17 protein-coding genes and 1 pseudogene are annotated in these 21901 nt (G+C 51.5%); 2 read left to right on the top strand and 16 right to left on the bottom strand.

Annotated features, from left to right (window positions below; genetic code table 11):
* Positions 1–82 precede the first annotated feature (82 nt).
* Positions 83–511, top strand: coding sequence for an Lrp/AsnC family transcriptional regulator (locus AC0YNV_RS13020; RefSeq protein WP_475768493.1), 429 nt, complete (start codon positions 83–85; stop codon positions 509–511).
* A gap of 126 nt (positions 512–637) precedes the next feature.
* Here the strand turns inward: AC0YNV_RS13020 and AC0YNV_RS13015 are convergent, their stop codons facing one another.
* From AC0YNV_RS13015 to AC0YNV_RS13005, 3 genes are read right to left on the bottom strand one after another with little or no spacing between them, the layout of a single operon-like run.
* Complete coding sequence (locus AC0YNV_RS13015) at positions 638–1720, bottom strand: mandelate racemase/muconate lactonizing enzyme family protein (protein ID WP_475768492.1); 1083 nt, start codon at positions 1718–1720, stop codon at positions 638–640.
* Entirely contained in the window at positions 1717–5058 is a 3342-nt protein-coding gene (locus tag AC0YNV_RS13010; RefSeq protein WP_475768491.1) for a glycosyl hydrolase, read from the bottom strand. The genes AC0YNV_RS13015 and AC0YNV_RS13010 overlap by 4 nt, the downstream gene beginning before the upstream one ends.
* 5 nt (positions 5059–5063) lie before the next feature.
* Positions 5064–7262 carry a helix-turn-helix domain-containing protein gene (locus AC0YNV_RS13005; RefSeq protein WP_475768490.1) on the bottom strand — a complete coding sequence of 733 codons (2199 nt, stop codon included), beginning with the start codon at positions 7260–7262 and terminating at the stop codon, positions 5064–5066.
* Between AC0YNV_RS13005 and AC0YNV_RS13000 the strand changes: the two genes are divergently transcribed.
* Positions 7242–7463, top strand: coding sequence for a hypothetical protein (locus tag AC0YNV_RS13000; RefSeq protein ID WP_475768489.1), 222 nt, complete (start codon positions 7242–7244; stop codon positions 7461–7463). The genes AC0YNV_RS13005 and AC0YNV_RS13000 overlap by 21 nt on opposite strands.
* A 110-nt stretch (positions 7464–7573) precedes the next feature.
* On the opposite strand, the gene AC0YNV_RS12995 is transcribed toward AC0YNV_RS13000, so the two are convergent.
* The 13 genes and pseudogenes from AC0YNV_RS12995 to AC0YNV_RS12935 all read right to left on the bottom strand — a co-directional run bounded on the left by AC0YNV_RS12995 (position 7574) and on the right by AC0YNV_RS12935 (position 21711).
* On the bottom strand, positions 7574–8434 hold the full coding sequence (locus AC0YNV_RS12995; protein WP_210038162.1) for a carbohydrate ABC transporter permease: 861 nt from the start codon (positions 8432–8434) through the stop codon (positions 7574–7576).
* A 15-nt stretch (positions 8435–8449) separates the two neighbouring features.
* Positions 8450–9412 carry an ABC transporter permease gene (locus AC0YNV_RS12990; protein ID WP_475768488.1) on the bottom strand — a complete coding sequence of 321 codons (963 nt, stop codon included), beginning with the start codon at positions 9410–9412 and terminating at the stop codon, positions 8450–8452.
* Between the two features lie 151 nt (positions 9413–9563).
* Complete coding sequence (locus tag AC0YNV_RS12985) at positions 9564–11129, bottom strand: extracellular solute-binding protein (protein ID WP_475768487.1); 1566 nt, start codon at positions 11127–11129, stop codon at positions 9564–9566.
* A 625-nt stretch (positions 11130–11754) separates the two neighbouring features.
* Positions 11755–12024, bottom strand: a pseudogene (locus AC0YNV_RS12980) (DinB family protein); the annotation flags it as partial.
* Positions 12025–12188: 164 nt separating this feature from the next.
* Positions 12189–12755 (bottom strand): stalk domain-containing protein, encoded by a 567-nt coding sequence (locus AC0YNV_RS12975; RefSeq protein ID WP_475768486.1) that lies wholly within the window; start codon positions 12753–12755, stop codon positions 12189–12191.
* 130 nt (positions 12756–12885) lie between these two features.
* Positions 12886–13629, bottom strand: coding sequence for an SDR family oxidoreductase (locus AC0YNV_RS12970; protein WP_475768485.1), 744 nt, complete (start codon positions 13627–13629; stop codon positions 12886–12888).
* Positions 13630–13869: 240 nt separating this feature from the next.
* Complete coding sequence (locus AC0YNV_RS12965) at positions 13870–14457, bottom strand: TetR/AcrR family transcriptional regulator (RefSeq protein ID WP_475768484.1); 588 nt, start codon at positions 14455–14457, stop codon at positions 13870–13872.
* 158 nt (positions 14458–14615) lie between these two features.
* Positions 14616–15287 carry a polyprenyl diphosphate synthase gene (gene uppS, locus AC0YNV_RS12960; RefSeq protein WP_475768918.1) on the bottom strand — a complete coding sequence of 224 codons (672 nt, stop codon included), beginning with the start codon at positions 15285–15287 and terminating at the stop codon, positions 14616–14618.
* Positions 15288–15663: 376 nt separating this feature from the next.
* A complete protein-coding gene (locus AC0YNV_RS12955) occupies positions 15664–16410 on the bottom strand; it encodes a class I SAM-dependent methyltransferase (protein ID WP_475768483.1) in 747 nt (248 codons plus the stop codon).
* A 363-nt stretch (positions 16411–16773) separates the two neighbouring features.
* Positions 16774–18072, bottom strand: coding sequence for an alpha-galactosidase (melA, locus tag AC0YNV_RS12950; RefSeq protein ID WP_475768482.1), 1299 nt, complete (start codon positions 18070–18072; stop codon positions 16774–16776).
* 135 nt (positions 18073–18207) lie between these two features.
* Positions 18208–19092 (bottom strand): carbohydrate ABC transporter permease, encoded by an 885-nt coding sequence (locus AC0YNV_RS12945; protein WP_475768481.1) that lies wholly within the window; start codon positions 19090–19092, stop codon positions 18208–18210.
* A 16-nt stretch (positions 19093–19108) separates the two neighbouring features.
* The gene (locus AC0YNV_RS12940; RefSeq protein ID WP_210038150.1) at positions 19109–20005 is read right to left on the bottom strand and encodes an ABC transporter permease; all 897 of its coding nucleotides are present in this window, start codon (positions 20003–20005) and stop codon (positions 19109–19111) included.
* 38 nt (positions 20006–20043) lie between these two features.
* A complete protein-coding gene (locus AC0YNV_RS12935) occupies positions 20044–21711 on the bottom strand; it encodes an extracellular solute-binding protein (protein ID WP_475768480.1) in 1668 nt (555 codons plus the stop codon).
* Positions 21712–21901 lie beyond the last annotated feature (190 nt).

The raw sequence follows: 21901 nt of genomic DNA, 5'->3' as shown, positions 1-21901 counted from the left end.
AGAATAAGTTGAACTATCTCTATACAGATGGATGAAATGAAAAATCGGTATCTGTTTTCATATTGAAAGGAGTCTTATGGCGATGAACAATGCAACCATTGATGATGTCGATCTTCTAATTCTGCAGTGCCTGCTGGAAGACTCCGCCCGCTCGCATAAAGAGGTCGGACAAATCGTCCATATGACCGGACAAGCAGTCGGCGCCCGAATACGGAAGCTGCAGGATATGGGGGTTATTGAAGGCTATACGCTAATCTGGAATCCGGACAAGATCGGGCTGGCGGTTCATGCCTTTATTACTGTGTTTATGATATCAACCACAGCCCATCAATCCTTTCAATCATTCGCCAAGCAGCATGAGATGGTCGCTGAAATGCATCGCGTCAGCGGCGAAGGCTGCTACTGGATGCGGGTTCGCGTCCGCACGTCGCTTGAGCTCACCTCCTTTCTCGACGAGCTGCTGCAGTATGGCAACTACAAGGTCAGTTTGTCGATTGGACAGATAAAATAAAAAGAAATCAGAGCAGATGAATTCTCATGCTCTGATTTCCAGTGTTTATTTCAGGATTCCATGCTTGATTATGAAGGCAATTCCAAGCTTCCCTTATATTCTGCACCGGTTGGCCCGGCTTATACGCTATACGCGGGTCAACAGCCGGTTCATTTTCTCCTCGTCCGGCTGAATGCCAAGCCCGTCTCCGTCGGGGATTTGGATGAACCCGTCCGCAACTACGAACTCAGAAGGCGCGAACTGCTCTCTAACCGTATCCTTCTCGATCGAATATTCATAATAGCTGGTGCATTCCGGCGTACTGGCCGCCAAATGGAGCGCTGCGGCAAAACCCACTCCCTTGGTCGTATTGTGCGGCACATAATGGATGCCGAAGGCCCGGCATAATGTCGCAGCGCGCTTCGCCTGTGCGATGCCGCCGCATTTGATCGGGTCTGCCGCATACAGGTGGCAGGCACCCTTGGCGATAAAATCGCGGAACGTGAAAATATTCCAGTCCTGCTCCCCTACATGAATCGGAACCGGCAGCGTCTGGCACAGCTTGATATACGTATCAAGGTCATAATAGGGGCATGGCTCCTCATAATGATGCAAATGATATTGGCTTATTTTTTCATAAAATTGCACAGCCTGGATATACGTATACGAGCTGTTGCCGTCCACCATCAGGCGGCAGTCGGGGCCGATCACTTCCCTCACGGTCTTGACCTTCAAGGCGTCCCGGTTCAGGTCGACCGGCAGTCCCGAGCCCATGCGCGGTCCTGTTTTGATCTTGACCGCCTTGAATTGAAAGCGTTCGATGCCTTCGAGCAGCTTCTCGGCTTCCTCGTCCGGACTGAGGTCCCGGCTCATGCTGGAGCCGTACAGCGGAACTTCCACGCGGTATTTGCCGCCCAGCAAATTATACAAAGGCTGCTTCAGGAACCGCGCTCTGGCATCCCATAAAGCAATCTCGATGCCGCTGTACGCCATGGCAAGCAGCTGCCCGGAGATTTTATAATTTTTTCTTAGAATAATCTCTTCCAGCTTCTCTGTTTCGAACACATCATGGCCGATGAGTTGAGGCTTAATGACGGTCTGAATAATCGACAGCACCGCATCAACCTGCATGGGGCTGCATTCCCCAAAGCCCGAAACGCCTTCGTCCGTCTCCACCTTCACATAGAACAGACCTTTGGCAAAATAGCAAATCACATTCGTTACTTTCATTGCTGCGCCTCCTCGGGATTCACTTCAGAGCCAAACCGGGCAGATTCCTTCACCTGATGGCTGTCATAGTCAAAATAAGAGCCGTCCAGCCTGAGACCCAGCGCATTGTCCACCCGCAGCTCAAGCAGGTTCTCTCCAGGCTTCCACCATTGTCCAGATCCCTTCCATACATACGGCGTCCATGGGCGAACTCCCAACGAATGCCCGTTCAAGATCACCTCCGCACAATCATGGAAATGCTCGCTTAATCCTGTAAACGACAGCTCGAATGTCTCTGACCGGGCCGCTTCATCCTGCACGGCAATCTGGCGTCGGAATACCAGCGTTCCCGAATAGTAGGGAGATCCATCCGGCACGGGACGATTCGGATTGCCGGCTAACGGCAGGGCGGTGATCACGGGACGCTGCTCCGCCGTGAAGCAAACGCCAAACTTACCGCGCAAATAAAGCGGATCGACAACGCCGTCATGCGCATGCCCGATCACCATTCTGATCATGATCGTATTGGTTCCATTGATCAATTCAGGCTGCCCGCCGTCCCACTCGATGCCGTTGACGAACAGGCGGTATTCGCCTGCGATGGCTTCGCGGTCCATCGTCAATTCACACCATTCCGGTATCCGGTCGGCATCGAAAATGATTCTGTACCAGCAAACGACCGGATAGGCGACCGTCACTTGATATGGCGTCCCGAACGAGCGGCTGTTGAAGCCCAAGGCATGCCGGAGAACCTCTTTATGATCGGCGCATTGGTTAATCCACGGCTTGGCCTCCACATCCAGCCACTCTGCTCCCGGCAGGGAGCTGTGATTCAACTGCCACCCCTGATCTAACCCCTCATCCTTCATGTCCAGCGACATTTGAAGCTGCCCCAGCCTTAACAGATTCGGCTGCGCCAGCTCGAATTCCCAGTCGGTGTCGGCTTCGACTTGAATATGGGGAGCCGTCTGCTGCCTGCCGTCAAGCTGACTGATAATGTCGGCTTGGCCGCCCGGTTGCACGGCAGTTTCGTCCTGAACCCGAACGATTTCAATCAGATGCGACTGATACGGCGCGAATGTCAATAACGCCATGCTGCCGCCGGCTCCGGATTCCGATGGCAGCGGACGGATTTCGCCAGTCTCCAGGTTCCGGTACAGCCACTTCGGACGGGAGCCAAAATGAGATTCCGCGAGCCGGATGTGCACCTTTTTCTCCGTACCCTCGTGATTGGCGATAAATATAATGTCGTTTTGCCCTTCAAGCTGTCTGTGCTGGAGCAGCAGACAGCCGGTTCGACCATCCTCCGAGCTGAGTTCAACAGCGCGCGGAAGTGTTTGGTCCAGCAGATGCAGCAGTGATGTTATGCCGTCAACCCCGGCAGGACGTGACGAATTTGAGGAAGCCGGACCATGCGGGACGAAATAGGCTTCCTTCTCGCCTTTCCTCCAAGCCTGTGGCGCCGCTTCATCCGGCAGCAGGCCATGCCAATAATGCGCGGGATCCTCTGCCTGGGCGTGAAACAGTGCCGCAGCCCCTTCAACGGCTACGCTATGAGCCTCTATCTGCTCATAGGGAAGCAGCCCGACGCTGATAACAATTCCGCCCTGATCGGCGAATGATTGAATCCGTTCCCAGGCGGCAGCCTCCAGATTGGATACCGGCGGAATAATCAGCGCCTTGTACCGGCCTGCGCCGATGTTCAGTGAACCATCCGCAATCTCAGCCTGCATCAGCATTTCCGGGTCGAGCGTATCGTAGTCGCGCTGGTTGTTCAGCAGGGCGGTTTGAATGGAAATCCAATCCGACTTCATTCGCTCCAGCCGCTGCTTGTCCTGCGGGTCCGTTCCGGCAAAGCCGAACTGGTGGAACGGATTGCCCATTTTCGTCCATAACGAGGTCGTTGGATCCAGCACCGCAATGTCGATCTTGGCGCTGCCCTCGCTCATGATGTAGCTGATGCGGCCAATATAATCGCCCAGCTGCCGGAAATGCTTCCAATACGGATTCTGATCGAACTGCGAGGGAGCCGCGTCATGCTTGCGGAGCCCGTCGATCGAATAGAAGAACGCATGAAAATTAAACATATTTGTGCCCATGGCGGCCATCCAGTCAATCATCCAGCGCGCATCCTGCAGGGTCATCGTCCAGCCGATGCTGTGGAAGCATTCAATGAGCGCCCGTTTTCTGCCAAGCTGGCGGGCCAGCGAGCTGCCCATCTTCGGATTATGCCTCAGGCTGTGCGCGTAGCTTTCCATAATGGCCGACAGCGGCTTGCCGAGCTTCTCATGAGCGCTGTCGCCGCCCGGAATATGGCTGTACAGCTGCGTGGTCATCCGGACGCCGGGTACCTCAGCGATATATTCCATCCGATACTCATCGCACCATTCGGCGACCTTCTTGTGAAAGTTGTCCCGGAGCATCATATGAATGCATTGATAAAAATCATAGCGGACCTTCGCCGTATCGGGCCCGGCATCTTCGAAGAGGCAGGGAAGCCGGTCCAGCAGGCTATATCCGCACCGCTCCTCGAAGAAAGGCGCAATGAGCGGAGACCACGGAATTTTGCCGGCCCGCAGGCCGACTTCATCGGTGAACATCCCTTTCACGGTATCTCCGAAATATTGGCCCAGCTCCTGCGTGTACCGCTCATGCGTCAACCGCATGAACGTATCGACGGCCTTGGGGTGCAGCGGGTCAACAAAGGTTCCGTAATATTTAAAGTCTTCTACCTCCTGCTCGACAATGACAATGATCTCCCACTTCTCGCCATGCTCCGGCAATCTATAGTCCAGCCGCTTAACTGTATGATAAGTAAAATAGCGCTTATGGCTGTGCTTGGTCAATCCCGTCTGCTGAAACACAGTCTCGTCCTGAAAGCTGCCGATCCACGGCGCAATGTCCACCGCCTGCCCCCATTCCCGGGCGCCGTTTCCGGAGAGGGGAACCGCCTTGGCTGTCAGCACCTTGCCCCATGGCAAATTCAGCTCGACATGCTCGCCCGCATCCGCCTCCTGTGCCGTTCGCGACAGCATGCGCTGCACCGTCTCCGGATGCTCCAGCGTTACTTCACCTCCGGCAATGCCGCTGGGATACGGGTATTCGTCATAAAGCCAGACGTTCAGGCCCGCTTGCCTGGCCGCCTCCACAGCGAATTTCACCCGGTCGAACCAGACACGGGACAAATACGGAATCGTCATGCCCTGCCGGGCGCAGATGAAGAATCCGCCTACGCCCTTCTCTTTCATTTCTTCTATCTGTCTTAGAATCTCGCTTTCTTCCATATCCCCATTCCAGAACCAGAACGGCTGCACGCGATAATCCACAGGCGGATTCTGAAACCAGCTGTCGTTTATCAATCCGATCACTCTCCATCCGTTTCATTGCCGGCATCGTCTTCGCCATTCCTGCTGTTCTCCCTGTACCGGCTTGGCGTAACTCTCGTATGCTTCTTGAAGATCCGGCTGAAATAGCTGTGCTGGTAGCCCACATGCTCGGCGATATCATTCAATTTCATGTCCGTTCCCCGCAGCAGCTCTTTTGCTTTCTCCAGCCGCACTTCGGTCAAATAATCAATAAAGTTGAGGCCGGCTGCCTGCTTGAACATGCGGCTCAGCGTATAGGAGCTCAGTCCCTCCGCTTCTGCAAGCGAATCAAGCGATAGCTCCTCCATATAGTTCTCGTGAATTCTCGTGACGACCCGATCCACTGCCTGCTGCAAAAAAACGTCCTGTTTACGCGTCATTTCCTGCATAAAGGGCGTTATAACCTGGTTCAAAAACCATCGCTCGATCTCCTCCGGCTCCTTGATCTGGCACAGCTGCCCGTACAGGTTGGCCCCCTCGTAAAGCTCGCTGAGATTGACCCCGGTCTGCATCATCGAATGCTGCACGGACCCGAGCAAATGAAGCATGCCCTGCTGCACCCACAGCTCCTTGCCCGCGGATACCCGCAGCTCCTGAAGGAACTGCTTGACTGCCAGCGCCGTCTCCTCTTCAAGCCCTGAGCGGAAGGCGCGGAGCACCTCTTTTTCCAGCTGAAACGGGAACTCGGAAGCCTTCTCCCCCTGCGTCACCCATCTGCTGAGGTCGATAATCTGATTATCCTCCTGCAAATCGCGGAAACGCAGAGCATGCCTTGCTTCCTCCAGCGTCGCCGGAACATCCTTAATCTGCGATACCGGCCGCCCGAGGCCAATCGCGACTCTCACATGCAGGAATGTATTCAGCCTGCTTGTGATGTCGTGGAGCAGACGGTATATGCGGTCGCGCCACTGGTCCAAAGGCTCCTCCAGCGTATCGCCCAGCAGCAGGCCGATCGTCAAATCATGAAAGTTAATCGAATCCGCCTGCTCAAAGGCCTCCTCGGCCAGCTCCTGCACAATATTTGCAGCGGCAAACGTGACCAGCACCTCGTCGCCTTCGGAGAAACGCCCCATCAGGCTTGAGAATCCGAGCAGCTGCACGAATACGACCGTAAACCGGCTGGCTCCCGCGTCCCAGCCCAAATTTCCCATCCGCTCCTGCAGATCCGACTCGGACAAATAATACAAATACCCTTGGGCAAACTGCAGCAGGAAGCCCTCGCGAACCTGCGGCAGCTGGCTTTCCAGACGTACCTGCAGCGTCTGGCTCTCCCGTGTCACATCATTCCAGACGCTCTCGAACAGCTCAAATTCATCCCTGCCGGCATGCTTGGCCTGATTGCCGTGGCCGCCAAGCAGGTTTACAAGCCGGGCCACCGGCTTATAAAGCCGCTTGGACACGAACCAGGACAGCACAACGGCCAGCAGCAGCCCGAAGCAGCTGAAGCCAAGAATAATCCGCGATATGAACACGACAGGTCCGGTCAATGCTTTGAGCGGCGTTGCCGAGATATAGATCCATTCCTCGCCGAGCCGGTTCAAAGTGCCGTACGAAACCGAGTAGCTCTCCTCCTGCCACTTGAAGATAAAATGATCCTCCGCCGCGTGCTCCTCCAGTACCCGTGCGCGCAAAGCTCCGTTCAGGCCCTTCGCGTCACCGCCCTGCCCGAAGGGCGGGATCCATTCCCCGTTTCCTTTCATCAGAAACGAAGTTCCTTCGTTGCGGGGAGTCAGGATTGTGACAATCTCCTGCAGCTTATCCGGATCGACGGTCACCAGGAACATCCCGAAGGGACGGGGGCTGCCGCCCGGAATTTTATGAATCAGCGACAGAGGAGCCGCCAATTGCGGCTGCTTGCCTGCTGCTTCTTGCTCGGGATCTTCCCCTTGCCCGATGTATCCCTCTTGTTCGGGATCGAAGCCGCTCCATGCCGCCTGATTCTGCTGATTCATCATAATGTCGTGGTACTCCTGGTACTGGTCGTCCGTCAAGCGGACAAAACCCGCCTCGGTAAACAGCAGCGGAGCCGGCTCTTCCACATACAGCCTGACCTGCTGGATAACCGGATTGAGCTGCTTCATAACGAGCAGCGTCTTATAAATATCCTGTACCTGGTTGTAGCCATAAACCGGGTCCAGCTGCTTCAGCTTATCGTCGAACTGCGGATCGAACGCCCAATGCGAGAGGGAAATTTCCAAAGCGGCAAATTGATCGTCAATGCTTTGACGCGCCTTTTCCAGCTGCTCCTGATGGAGCCGGTTGGTTTCGTTTGCAATTTGCTCGCTGCCGACAAAATAAATCCCCGTTCCAATCAGCAGCCCCGGCAGGCTGGCAATGACAATGACCGTGACCAGACTGCGGCGGAAGAAGCGTCCTTCACCTTGAAATCCATATACTGAGCGAAGAAATTTCTTAATGCTGTTCGTAGAAATCGTAAGTCCCCCTTCCCTCGCTTCAAATAACCAATTAGGGATGAGGGACCTGATGTCCTTCTTATCTGAACAACTTTTTATCCCTTAATGGAACCTACCATAACGCCTTGGGCAAAATGCTTCTGCAAAAACGGATAGATGCATAAAATCGGTACGGTCGCGATGACGACCGCCGCCATCTTGAGCATTTCCGCCGGAGGAGGCTGATGGAGAGGGTCCGCCTCGGCGAGCGGATTCTCCGCCAGCATATTTTGGAGAAGCACCTGAATTGGCCATTTGTGATAGTCGTTTATATAAAGCAGCGCCGTAAAATACGAGTTCCAGAACTCAACCGCATAGAACAAGCCGAACGCCGCAATCGCAGGCAATGACAAGGGCAGCACGATACGAAACCACGCCGTTATTTCATTACAGCCGTCAATGGCGGCGGCTTCGTCAAGACTGTCCGGGATGTTGTCAAAAAAGCCCTTCATCAAAATAACGTACCAGCCGCTGGACAGCACAGGCAGGATGAGCGACCAGATATTATCGATCAGCCCCAAATTGCGGACAAGCATATAGTTCGGAATAATGCCGGGATTGAACAAAATCGTAAATAGGATCAGCATCAGGATAACGCGTCTGCCCATCAGCTTTTTCCTCGACAGCGTATAGGCAAGCGACGCCGTTATGATCAGGCTGCAGGCTGTTCCGGCAACGGCCAGAAACCCGCTGACGCCGATTGCCCGGATGATGGTCGGACTGCTTAATAAATACTCGTAGGAGTCGAAGGACCAGGTTTCCGGAAATAAAATGATGGTTCTTGATAAATATTCCCCAATATCCGTAAAAGAAACGATAAACACATAATAGATCGGAAATAAGGTAATTAAAGCAACGACAGTCAGAAATACGATATTAGCGGCATGAAACGTCCGGCTTCCGGTGCTGTTGTCCATTTGTTTCACCTCCCGTCAATAGACGCCTTCCTCGCCGAATTTTTTTGCAAGTTTGTTCGCAGCAATGACCAGCGTCAGCCCGATGACCGATTTAAACAGCCCTACCGCCGTACTGAAGCTGAACTGTCCCTGCTGGACGCCGAGCCGGTACACATAGGTGTCGAATACCTCGGCTACATTCGATACAGCTCCGTTATACATGAGGTAAACCTGCTCGAAGCCGATATCCATCATATGGCCCAGACGCAGAATCAGCAAAATGAAGATGACATTGCGGATGGACGGCAGCGTGACATGCCACATTTGCCGGGCTTTGCCCGCTCCGTCCATTCGGGCCGCTTCATAAAGCTGAGGATCGGTTCCCGCAATGGCCGCAAGGAAAATAATCGTTCCCCAGCCGGTTTCCTTCCAGATCGTCTGCACCGTCAGGATGATCCAGAGCAGATGGGGATCGTTCAGAAACTGGATTTTAGCCATGCCCAAGGCCGTCAGAACCTCGTTGACAAATCCGCGCGATACGGACAAGAGCATAAACGTCAGACCGGCAATGATGACCCACGACAGGAAGTGGGGCAAATAGACAATCGATTGAATTATCCTCTTGAACACTTCGTTCTTCAGCTCGTTCATGAGCAGGGACAATAAAATCGGCAGCGGAAAGAAAAAGACTAGGCTGAGTATATTGATCATCATCGTGTTTCGAAACAAAATCCAGAACTGAGGATCGGAAAAGAAGCGATGGAAATGCTGGAATCCGACCCACGGGCTGTTCCATACTCCCGCTATAGGGGAATAATCCTGGAAGGCAATGACGACTCCCGTGATGGGGATATATTTGAAAATAAGAAAGAACAACAAGCCGGGAATCGCCAAATAGTACATATATTTATCGCGTCTTAACCGTCTGAAAAAAGTTTGCAGCCTGCCCCGCTTCTCATAGCCCGCTATGGTGCCTGCGTAAGTGTGCTGATCGGCCATTCTTTAGCAGCCTCCTCTCTTGAAAGTCCAGTGAAAAAGACAGGCTGCGCATGCGGAACCGTCTTCTAATCACCGCGCTTCTTGCTATTGTTAAGGAAAGCCCCCAGCTTTCCTTGCCGGTTGGGGGCTTGGATCTAATAAGGTTCATTCCTTATTTGCCGCTTCGCTCCTGATAAGCATCGTTCATTTCCTGAACGATTTTCGTCATTTGCGGATCGCTTTTCATTTTATTGACGAAATCATCCCATGCGGTAAGCGGCGCAACGCCCAAAATAACTTTCGTCTTTATATCCTGCGCCTGCTTGGCAAGCTCCGGACCGTAGGATTGGAAGGTCTCGGAATAAAGTCCGATGCTTTCATCCGGCTTGCTTGTTTTGGCCTTCTCATCCTGCAGCTTGGTATACAGATCGATGCTGGCTTGAGGAAAATTACGGTGCAGCGAGTTGGCATACGGATCGGCTACGTACACAATCTGATTATAATTTTCGATCCCGGAAGCCTCGTATTTATCCTGGATCGGTTCCTTATTGCCGTCTTTGACCGTGTAATGCGTGCCTTCTATTCCCCATGTTTGCAGATCGAATACTTCCGGAGTCATCCACTTGTCAATCGCGGTCAGGATGGCGTCCAGCTTTTCCTCAGGCACTTTCTTGGAGATCGCGAGCATGCCCAGGAACCCGGGGCCTTTCGGGTTGTAACCATTAATTGAAGTAACCGGGTAGAACGCCTGCTCATCCTTGGCGGTTGGATCGACCTTGCCCAGCTTGCTGATCATTTCCTGCATATTGCCTGTTTTGTCGGCGATGATGCCGGCCTTGCCTGATGCGTAAATTTCATCGACCTGGCTTGGCTTCAGGGAAGCGAAGTCGGCCGGGATCAAGCCGTCTTTATAAGCCTTGTTCAAATACTCCAATGCCTCTCTGGTTTCCGGCAGCAGATCCGCATTCTCCAGCTTGCCGTCACGAACGACCCAGCTCCCCGTTGCTCCCGTTCCATTTGCCCCCGTAAAGCTGTTGATAATGATGCCCAATGTTCCCATATCTGTCGGCAGCACATTTGCTGTGAAGCCGATTGTATCGTCCTTGCCGTTCCCGTCAGGGTCCTGTTCTTTAAACGCTTTCATAACCGTGTACAGCTCATCGGTTGTGGTCGGCACTTGAAGGCCCAGTTTATCCAGCCAATCCTTGCGGATGACAAAATAACGCGCGCCCTCCGCACCGCGGGGTCTCGGAATGCCGTAGTTTTTGCCGTCCTGCATTTTGGACGCTTCCCAGGCTGCAGCCGGAACCTGTTTGAGAATATTGGGATATTTGCCGTACAGCTCAGTCAAATCCCAGAATGCTCCCTGCTTCGCCGATGTGCGGAATACCGTGGAGAACGGATCGTCAACCATGACCACATCCGCAATATCGCCGGATGACAAGCTTACATTGAGGCGCTCCTTGTAGTTGTTGGCGGATACCCATTGAATGTCCAGTTTGGTGTTGGTCGCTTCCTCAATCGCTTTTTGCACATCGCCTTTGGGATCCGGCGGATTTGCGGTTGAAAACGCACTCATAATTTTGATTGCTGTTGGTGCGCTTGCCGCTTCTCCCGATGCTCCGGATGGGGCATTTCCTTCGCTGCCGCCTGGCGAAGCATTTCCGCCGCAGCCCGACAATACCGTCAAGCCGAGCACCACTGCCGCTGCCAGCATCATTTGTTTCTTTCTTTTCATGTACATCCTCCCTTTTCTTTGCGGTCAACATTGAAGTGTGATTGTTGAATACCTGTGTTACGACTTGAAGTCTATATGAGTCCGCGTTTTCCAACAAGCTGACTTTTTTGTATCGCCGGATGGGCATGCATTTGCACATTTTTGCAATTATCAGAGTTCTGCAAGAGAGGGATAAATACGCCGGAACCCGCAGCACTGCAGCGTTTTCAGGTACACGACCGGTTAGAGGCCCCCTGCCCGCAGCAATCCCTTCCGGGTTGCCTGAAGAGATATGGAAAAAATCGCCCCCTGCCTTATCAAAGGCGGGGACGATCTGGATGCTTGCGTCTGATGCGGTCTTATCGGCCTCATATCTGAAAGTCTGACCGGTGTGCAGCCGGTCTTTATCGAATCGAGACTCGAGTCGCTTAATTCTCAAGCATCCCCATGAGGCGTACCGGGATGTCCCAGCTGCCTCAGCATAGCCGTGACATTCCCCCGGTGGTACGTCCCGTGATTTATTAGGGTGCTGAATGAAATCCACATACCGGGCCTTAAACTCACCCGAAGGGCACATGGCTTCAATATCTTCATGCATCGCGATAAATGCCCGAAAACGATCACTCAATCCGCTCATCATCCCGCCAAGCTCTTCAATAGTCTTGCCTTCTGTATCCGCCACCAAACGATTCGTGGATTTCTTTAATTCCTCTACATATTCGGCTGACATGTCGGTTACACCGCCTTTGGCAAGGAACGCCAGCCAATAGCAATCGATAACATAAATATGCGTCATGGCATCGTAGATTGTCGGGAACACACTTACAATCTCCGAACGGTACACTTCATCGGAAAGCTCCTGTAAATATGCACATACCTTCTGGTTAGCCCAAACATGGTAATCGTACTGCCGCAATGCATGCTGCTTCAATTGTTATTCCCCTTTCGCGGGGAATCGCGCAGTTTATGGGCTATTATGCGCTATGCCCCTTATGAGTTGTTTGCCCTGGAAAGTTGTTCGTTCTCATTTCAAACGCCTCCTCTTTCTTTATAACCAATATTTTAGCATGTATGAGGCGCTCAAACCGCCGGTATTTGAAGTTCACCAACGGGAAACCAATCCTTGGAAGCCGTATCCTTCAGGTATACGCGAATGGGGTAGTCTCCTTTTGCGCTGAACGTATAGTCGAATTCGCTTGACCGAAACCAGAACTTCTCTTTTTTATCTTCAATGTGCTGTGTTTGAATGGTTTTGGTTTCGTCGTTGGGGTCGGTTATCTCTATTTTCAAATCGGAGATGTCAGTTTGCAAATTATCCACCTGCACAAATACAGTGAATGTATTGCGGGAACCCTCTTTTACTCCCCCAAAAATCTTTTGATCGTCATCCAATACCGCAATATTGACATTTGGCTTATAGATTTTCACTGTGTTCCTGGATTCATCCCATGAGACTAATGTGTGGCTCGTATCAGATAATTGATCTACAGACAGGTAAGCCTCCCCCTCGGATAACAGGCCTTCCCGGTCCTGCAGCACATTATTGAAATAAACGGCTATTGCCGAATTGTTCGATGCCGCATAAATCACGGTTCCCCCCGAAAGAATCATGGTCATAAATAACAAGACATATTTTCTTAGCTTCATCAAAGCTTCCTCCTCTTTATGGGTCTATGTTGGTTATACCTGCCATATTTTAGAAGGTTGCGCTTATCCTATATGGCATTCAAAAAAGGAGCCGCCGGCGGCAGCTCCTTCATCATGTTTATGAATGATTTTAAATAAAGCCCCCATTGACACGAATGGTTTGTCCGGTAATCCACTGAGATTCTCCGCTTGCCAGGAATAACACGACATTCGCAACATCATCAGGCTCTCCCAGACGTCCGAAGGCGTTCGTTTTGCGGGTAGCATCAATTTGCTCCTCCGTTTTGCCAACGGTGAAAAGCTCTGTATTAATCGGGCCTGGCGCAACCGCATTGATCGAGATCCCTTTGGGACCGAGCTCTTTGGCCAGCTGACGGGTAAACTGCTCCACGGCTCCCTTGGTTGCTGCATACACACTGTAAGTGGGGAACATCTGACCGACAACCGAAGTGGAGAAATTGATAATACGGCCGCCGTGTTCCATATGTTTTGCGGCCTGCTGGATCGCAAAGAAGGTCCCTTTTACATTAATGGCAAACTGCTTGTCAAAATCCTCTTCCGTCATGCTTGCAATCGGTTTGGTTATCATAATGCCTGCGTTATTGACAAGAATATCGATTCGTCCGTAGACCTTCAATGTCGCCTCAAACAGATTCTCCACTTCAGCTGCTCTGCTGATGTCCGCCTGGATGGCTGCCGCTTCCCCGCCGCTGTTCCTGATTCCGGAAACAACCTCTTCCGCTTTGCCCGGGCTGCTCGCATAGTTAACCACTACCTTGGCCCCGTTCCGTGCCAGCTCCTCAGCTATTTCACGCCCCATTCCTCTTGATGCGCCTGTGACTAACGCTACTTTGCCTGCAAGTTTGTTTTCCATTATGATGAACCTCCCAATTTTCTAATTAAGTTTATGATGACCCAACTATACCTGGATAAACCGGTTCGCTTCATTTAAAAGTCGATACCGAATGTTCAACTCGTTCCTGTGATTTGATTATATAATATCGAAAATCAATAATCAAGTAACATATTTTAATTTTTGTCATTTGTTTATCGGGGTAACAAAAAAGAGAAAGTCTTTCGGACGGTTAGCGTCAGAAGTTCTTCCTCTTGTATATCATCGAGTTATCCCCGAAAGGAGCAGGTCCCAGACGGCATCAAATTCCTGATCAATCGTGGAAAGCAACCATTCATAGGCATGAGCCGGATGATGAAAGCGTGAAGTCGCGATAAACATTGCATTGGCCATTAGCTCAGGCTCACCTGATTTAAATTCAAGGAGCTGCATTCCCCTCTCGATGATTCGGGAAACCTGAAGAATAAGGTTACGGATATGGGACTTAATCATGTCCACAGACTCCAGGGTAACAGCTGTATACATCGCGAACATCTCCGGGTCTTCCGCGGCGTATTTCCTTTTACTTTGTACCAGCGTCTCAAACCACATCCGCAAGCATTCAGCAGCTCCGGCTTCGGTTATTCCGGAGATCGTGGCCAGGGGATCGGATATCTGATGCAGCCAGCGCTCGGTTACGGCCTCCCGCAGAGCGGCTTTACTGGGAAAGTGGCGGTAGATGGTGCCATGACTGACTTGAAGCGCGCGGGCCACATCCACAACGGAGGTTTTGTCTGGTCCAAAGCGCCGCAGCACCTGCTCTGCCGCATCTAAAATCGTTTCTTTCGTTAATGGCAGATCATTTATCATATTCTAGTCGAAGAGCAAACAAATCCCGGCAAATGAGCAGGATTTTATTTCCTTGCCCTTCTTCAAGCCTCCTTGTTTATATTACAACCAACCATAACATAACAATAATAAAGTATCAATATCGTTATTTTGTTATTCGTGTCCGACCTTTCAATTCTTCATGCATGCTGTTTACGGCACTGATAATCATAAATAGCCTTGTAGAACAGATACTCATTGAAGCTTGGCCACATCTCATCAGTAAACCATAGTTCGGACATCGAAGACTGCCAAAGCAGAAAACCGCTTAATCTTTTCTCTCCGCTTGTTCTGATGATAAGTTCTGGACAAGGGGATTCGGAGGTGTACAGGAAACGTTCGAATTCCTCTTCGGTAAGCTCATGCGCTCCGTCTTTCAAATACGACTTCATTGCATGGATAATTTCACTGCGTCCGCCATAATTCACAGCAAAATTAACGGTCATATCCGTGTTCGATTTCGTTAGTGCGGCGGCGTGTCTCATCATGTCCTGAGTTTCTGCTGAAAATCTGGAGATGTCGCCAATAAAGTTTATCCTGATCTTGTTTCTGTTCATTTCATCCAATGTATCATCGGTTATAAATTCATGAATCAGATTGATAATATAATCAACCTCTGCCCTGGGACGCTTCCAGTTCTCCGTGGAGAAGGCATACAGAGTCAGAAATTCCACGTTGTTTTTCCTGCAAAAGCGTATGGTTCTTCTCATGGTCTGCATTCCTGCAAAATGTCCTGCTGTACGAGGCAATCCCCTTCGGGTTGCCCACCTTCCATTACCGTCCATCATGATCGCGATATGTCTTGGCAGCACGGCATTCCAATTAATTTTTTTCCTCCAAAACCTTGCTCGTACCGAATGATTTAAGCCAAAAAGCAAGTTCCACACCGCCTCTTTTGAATATACATTTCTAGGGATTTACGCTCTTCAGCAGTAAACAAAATAAGAGGAGATGCTTAAAAGGACATCTCGGATTGCGTGATATGATAGCCATTTTCATCATGTGTGATCACTTTTATATAGCTGCTGTTCGCATCAATTAACCATACCGTATCTTTATCGATTTGAACAAATTGTAAGCCAGATCATCATCAGACCAAGAAATATATTGTTTTTGGACATATCATTCTCTCCTTCAAATGGAGAAGAGGAGGAAGCCAAGCGCTAATTCGCCCCTGCCCTCTTCGAATTATTTTCTGGCTACAATCATGAAGCGTTTGGAGTTGGTCTTGATTCCTCTGCCGGTTTGGTTTTCATGAATGAATGCTTCAAGTATGGCAAAATCATCCGAGCCTTGACCGAAATTCGGGATGATCGGAGTATGCTTCAGCAGGAACACCAAGTCTTCGTATGTCTTGTAATATTCCGATGCATCGAAGTCAAACGACTGGATATCGCTGAACCCGGCTTCACTCAATTCTGAAATATATTTATTTTTCAGTGTCCCGTCCTGAGCCGCTTTCTGCCCTCTGCCAAAAGCTCGGGTGAGATTGAGCTTATCGTCTTCGCTTACTTGCTGGGTCAGGAAAACACCGCCACCTTCTAAGACCCTGGCAATTTCCTGTGCGGAAAAGGGCGCATGCCGGCAGGACACCACATTAAAAAATGCCGCAGGAAAATCGATTTTTTCAGCATTCATTGGCAAAATGCGCACATTGGATTTCTTCGATTGTTCCAGATTGGCAAGAGCAGCTTGAATCATGCCGGGTGAATCGTCAATTCCCACCAGGAGTGCAGCATAATCGGCTATCGATAAGAGAGCTTCCCCGCCGCCAGTCCCGATATCCAGCAGCAGATCGGATTTCCTGCACCTCCGGGTAACCTCAGAATAAAAGTCCCATTTCACGCCTTCAGACTCGCATTGCACCTTACTGAAATCCCAACCGTTTAATTGCCCCACCCGATCGTAAAACTTCCTGTATTCCAACTCGTTCATATCGTTCTCCGCCTTTTCAAATGAGATCAAAAACCGGTTTTCATGCTTGCTTACCTATCGACTCAGAGTCCCCGTTATCTGCAGCGTATTTCTTCTCAAGATCCAAATCCCGCGCAAAACCGATGCAATCTGCTGTACCCCTCTTCAAATATAATAATGGCTCTGCCTATTCTTGCAGGACTTCAGTTGATTCTGCATTCCGCCGTCCTCCCCATAGCTGCCGGCACCCATTTTTTCCTCTTTCTGTATTCGAGTTTTCCTCTGCATTTCCCTCCTTATCACGACGCCAGCTTGGCTTCACATGAAAAAAGCAGCTATCGTGCATAGGTGCACGATAACTGCTTCTTTAGCAGGCTTCAGCTCTTACCGGTAATCCGGCAGAAAATGTTGATTTACTTCGAGCATCTCATCCACCAGAGCCTTAATGGTGTCAATCGGCAGCTCCGCGGAAGTATGCGGGTCAAGCAGAGCAGCATGGTAGATATGCTCGCGTTTGCGGGTTACGGCGGCTTCTATGGTCAGCAGCTGCATGTTGATGTTCGTCCGGTTAAGCGCAGCAAGCTGCGGCGGAAGCGCGCCGAACCGGGTCGGCGTCACGCCCTCTCCGTCTACGAGGCATGACACCTCCACGCAGGCTTCTTCGGGAAGATTCGAGATCAGGCCGCCCGTGTTCAGGACGTTGCCCGCGATTTTAAACGGTACATTCGTCTCCATGGCCTCCATAATATAGGAGGCATATTCATGCGTACGGACATGGGATACCGACGTGTTGTGCACCAGATCATTCATCGCCTGCTCCCAATACGCCTTGCTGCTGCCTCCCCATCGCTTGAAATTTTCCGTAGGGACATTGTATTTTTCCAGAAGCTCCGGATACGCGTTCTTGATAAAATAAGGCACGTACTCGGCTCCATGCATGCTGGACTCGGTTACATAGTAGCCGAAGGTTTTCATCATTTCGTACCGGACCATATCGTCATGCGTTCCCGGCCTTGCGGCCGCCCGCCGTTTGATCTCCGGGTAGAGATCCTCGCCGTTCCGCGTAATATCCAACAGCCAGGCTTGATGATTAATGCCGGCAATCCGCCAGCGCACATCTTTGGTACTCATACCCAGGCCTTCAAGAAGCTCCTTGGCACATACCTGCACGCTGTGGCAGAGACCGACCGCCTTAATGCCGGTTTCCCTCAAGACGGCTCCCGTGAGAATCGCCATCGGGTTCGTGTAATTCAGGAACCAGGCGTCGGGACACAGCTCTTCCATATCCCGGGCGAATTCCAGCATGACGTCAATGGTCCGCAGTCCCCGGATAAGGCCGCCCATTCCCAGCGTATCCGCATAGGTTTGCTTTAAGCCGTATTTGCGCGGAATTTCGTGATCGCTCCGGATGACGGGCTCGAACGCGCCGACAGAAATCGCGTTGATCACGTAGTTAGCTCCTTTAAGCGCTTCACGTCTGTCTGCATAAGCCTTGATGGTGGCCTTCCCGCCAAGATTCCGGTTCAAATTGACAAGCATCTTCTCCGATTCCTTCAGGCGCTCCAGGTCGATATCGTGCAGCGCGATATGCGCATCGGCGAGAGCCGGCGTTAGCATGCAATCCCCCAGAACGTTTTTGACGAAAATGGTGCTGCCTGCACCGATGAATGCGATTTTTGGCATGGCTTCTCTCTACTCCTTTTTTTGGTGTGCTCCTGCTAATGTGTAAATAATATCTGTTCACCCGAGAGCCGCTCCAATGCCATTTGATCTTCCGACCGCTGTTGTACCCTTGGCATGGCGCTTGCGCTTGGGCGATTACCCCTTCACGCTTCCCATGACAATGCCCTCCGCAAAATACTTCTGCAGGAAGGGATAGACGAACAGGACAGGGAGCACCGCGACGAAAACCTGTGCCGCCTTCGATGTCCGGTCGGATACCTCAGCCCACTTCAAGACATCATTCGCCGTCATCAGCGATAAGTCGCGGTTGATGATAACGGTCTGAAGATAGCTTTGCAGCGGATAATTGTCCGGCCTGTTCATCAGTATCAACCCGTCGAACCAGGCGTTCCAATGCGTGACAATGCAGAACAACGTCAGTGTAGCGACTGCCGGAGCCGACAAGGGAACGGCAATCCGCCACAGCGCCTGCCATCTGCTTGCCCCGTCGATCTGTGCGGCCTGATCGATCTCATCCGGCAGCGATTTGAAGAAATTCAGCAGCAGGATGACGTTGAATATCGGCACCGCTCCGGGAAGAATAAGCGCCCAGAACGTGTCGATGATGCCAGTCATCTTGATGGTCATATACCAGGGAATCAATCCCCCGCTGAACAGCATGGTCAGGACGAAATACCAGGCATAGAAGTTCCGGAAACGAAATTCCCTGATTCCCTTGGACAAGGGGTAGGCGATCAAGATCGTAAGCAGCATGTTCAGCGGGACGCCAACAGCCACCCTGCCCAGTGAAATAAGGAAGGCTTGCCCGAACTCGGGCTTGCTCAGGACAAAAGAATAGGATTTCAGGTTAAAGCCGACAGGCCAGAGACTCACCTTTCCCGATCCCACTGCGTCGCTGGAGCTGAACGAAATGGCAAGCACGTTCAGCAACGGAAACAGACAGGCCACGGCTACTGCCGTCAGGAACAAGTAGTTGAACGCGAGAAACGTCCGTCTGCCCATAGATGCGTGTTTATTCATGATCAACCCACTTTTCCTAGAAAATCCGATAGTTCGTCAGCCGGTACGCGAGTACGTAGGACACCCCGATCATGACGAAGGAGACGACCGATTTGAACAAGCCGACAGCTGTTGCTACGCCGTAATTGGCATTTTCAAGCCCGATGCGAAAGACAAGCGTATCGATAATATCGCCTGTTTTGTAGACCTGCGGGCTGTACAGATTGAATACCTGCTCGAAGCCCGCATTGAGCACATTCCCCAGACTGAGCACCGACATAAGCACGATCATCGGCAGCAGGGCGGGCAGCGTAACGCTCACCGTCTGCCGGATTCTCCCTGCCCCATCAATTGAAGCGGCCTCATAGAGAGCCGGATTGATGCTCGTCAGGGCAGCCAGATAGACTATCGTTCCATACCCGAATTCCTTCCAGACATCGGTCAGCGCCAGCGTGTAAGGGAACCAGCCGGGATCGCCCAGAAAATAAACGGAGGGAATGCCGAGCGAACCAAGCAACCCGTTGACAATGCCTGTCGATGGAGAGAGGATATCAATCAGAATCCCGCTCAGAATGATCCATGACAGGAAATGCGGAAAATAAATAATCGTCTGCACACTCCGCTTGAACAGGCGGTGACGGGCTTCGTTCAGCAGCAGGGCGAAGGTGACGGGAACGATAATGCCCCCGATCATTTTCATTCCCGCGATGAAGAAGGTGTTGCCTAACACGCTTAATGTTCCGGGGAGATGCAGCATATACTCGAAGTTCTTCCATCCAACCCAGGGGGAATGAAACATCCCCTTGGACGGAACAAATCTCTCAAACGCCATTATGATCCCTGCCATCGGCACGTAGCTGTAGACGAGCACCAGGAGAAATCCGGGAAGAATCATCAGGTGAAAGGGCAGTTCCCGGATGGTCTTACGTTTCATTGCGTATTCGCCTCTTCCCTGCCGGAGGAAGCTCTCCCTTAATGGGAGGCTTGCCAATCATTCACTTCTCCGGTAATCGTACTGCCGCCAAGATCATTCCACTGCGTTACAAATTTATCGAACCCGTCGATGGAGCCGCCCATGATGATTTGGGTAAACACTTCAAGCTGCAGCTTTTGAAGCGTCGCATTGTTATCCGTCATTCCCTGCGTCGGAGCTCCGTAGTAGGCATCGTCGACAAGCTGGGATTTCTCGGAGTAGCCTTCGATAACCGCCAGTGCGCCTTCAGGACCGTACATCAGATTATTGCCCCACATCTTGTTGTCTCCTGCGCGGTAGGCCAGAATATTATCGTAGTAGCCCTTCTCTTCCGTATTCAGAGCAGACGGATCCTTGGAATCCAGCGCCTTGACCACATTCAGATGAGCGTCCAGGTTCTTGCGCGGCGCTTCGCCGTAGAGGAGCGCGTATTCGAACAGCGCGATGTTGTTGCTTGAGCTGTACACATCCGGCTGTGCCGTTGTGCCCCAAAGCTTCTCGAAGTCAAAATTCAGCAGCTTGACGGCCGCTTCCGGATTTTTGGCTCCTTTTTTGACCACATAGTACGTGCTGATGGCAAAAGGCACCTGAGCCTTGGCCGGCTGATCATCCGCCGAAACGATCGGAATCGGCTTCCATTCCATGGCGGGATCCACATTCTTGCCATCCTGGAGCCAGCCCGCATTCCAGAAGAAGCCGTAGAACATACCCAGTTTGCCGGCATTGGCGGATTCGCTTACCTTCGTCGCATCCTTCGTGCCGAATTCCTTGTCGAGCAGTCCATTCTTGTACATCTCCTGCAGTTTCAGCAAAGCCGCCCTGGTCTCAGGCTGCACGCTTCCATAAACCAATTTGCCGGAAGCGTCCTTCACCCAGGTGTTCGGGTAGGAATGGAATCCGTTGAAGAAGCCCTGCATACCGGCGTAGAACCCGAAAATATCCTTGTTGATGCCCAGGCCGTAAGTATCCGCTTTGCTATTGCCATCCGGGTCGTTCTTGACGAAAGCCTCAGCGGTTTGGATTACATCATCCATCGTCTTGGGCTCAGGCAGCCCCAGCTTCTTCAGCCAATCGGTCCGCACCCACAAAACATGCGTTTGGCCAAGTCCGGAGGTCATGTTCGGAAGGCCGTACAGTTTGCCGTCGAAGGTCGCGGATTTGATGGCATTGCCACCATCCTGCGACATGATGTCCTTCGTAAGCCCGGATCCATATTGATCATAGAGGGAGGTCAAATCCTCCAGTGCATCGTCTTCGACAAGGCCCTTCAGCTGCGATGCGCTGACCGGCGTAATATCGGGCAGATCGCCCGAAGCGATGGCGATATTCAGCTTCTGGTCATATTGGGCGGTAGGCGTCGTCCATAAGTATTTGACTTTAACGCCCAGGTCGTTCTCATACGCTTTCGACCAGACGTTATTTTCAAGCGATTCCCTTTCATTGTACTTCGTTCCCTCGGTTATCCCCCGCACAGCCGTTATTTCAATTGGCGGATCATATTTGCCCAAAGGCTCTGCCGGAACATCCGGTTTGGGAGTTTCATTAGTTGGTGCGTTCGCTTCGGGCGCCGCTCCTTCGTTATTCCCGTTGCCTCCGCTGCATGCTGCCAGCGTCAGGATGAGAATGACGGATAGTAAAAGCGCAATTCCCTGTTTTCGTTTTTTCATGATGAGGATATCACCTTTCCCCTTATCTATTTTCTATTGCACCATGATTATAGCAAACGCTTGCACAGCCCCGTGAGCGGCTCTGATTCTAAGTAAGTTCGAATATTTTCTTCTCATTGGAGCCTGGAGAAAATAATCGCCGCACCTTTTGAAGAAAATGTTCTCTCTCGGCTGATGATTCATCATGAAA

It is taken from the genome of Paenibacillus sp. JT31N11 (genome assembly GCF_056269285.1).
Note: the sequence above shows the minus strand (reverse complement) of the source record. Positions and strands in the feature narration are given on the sequence as shown.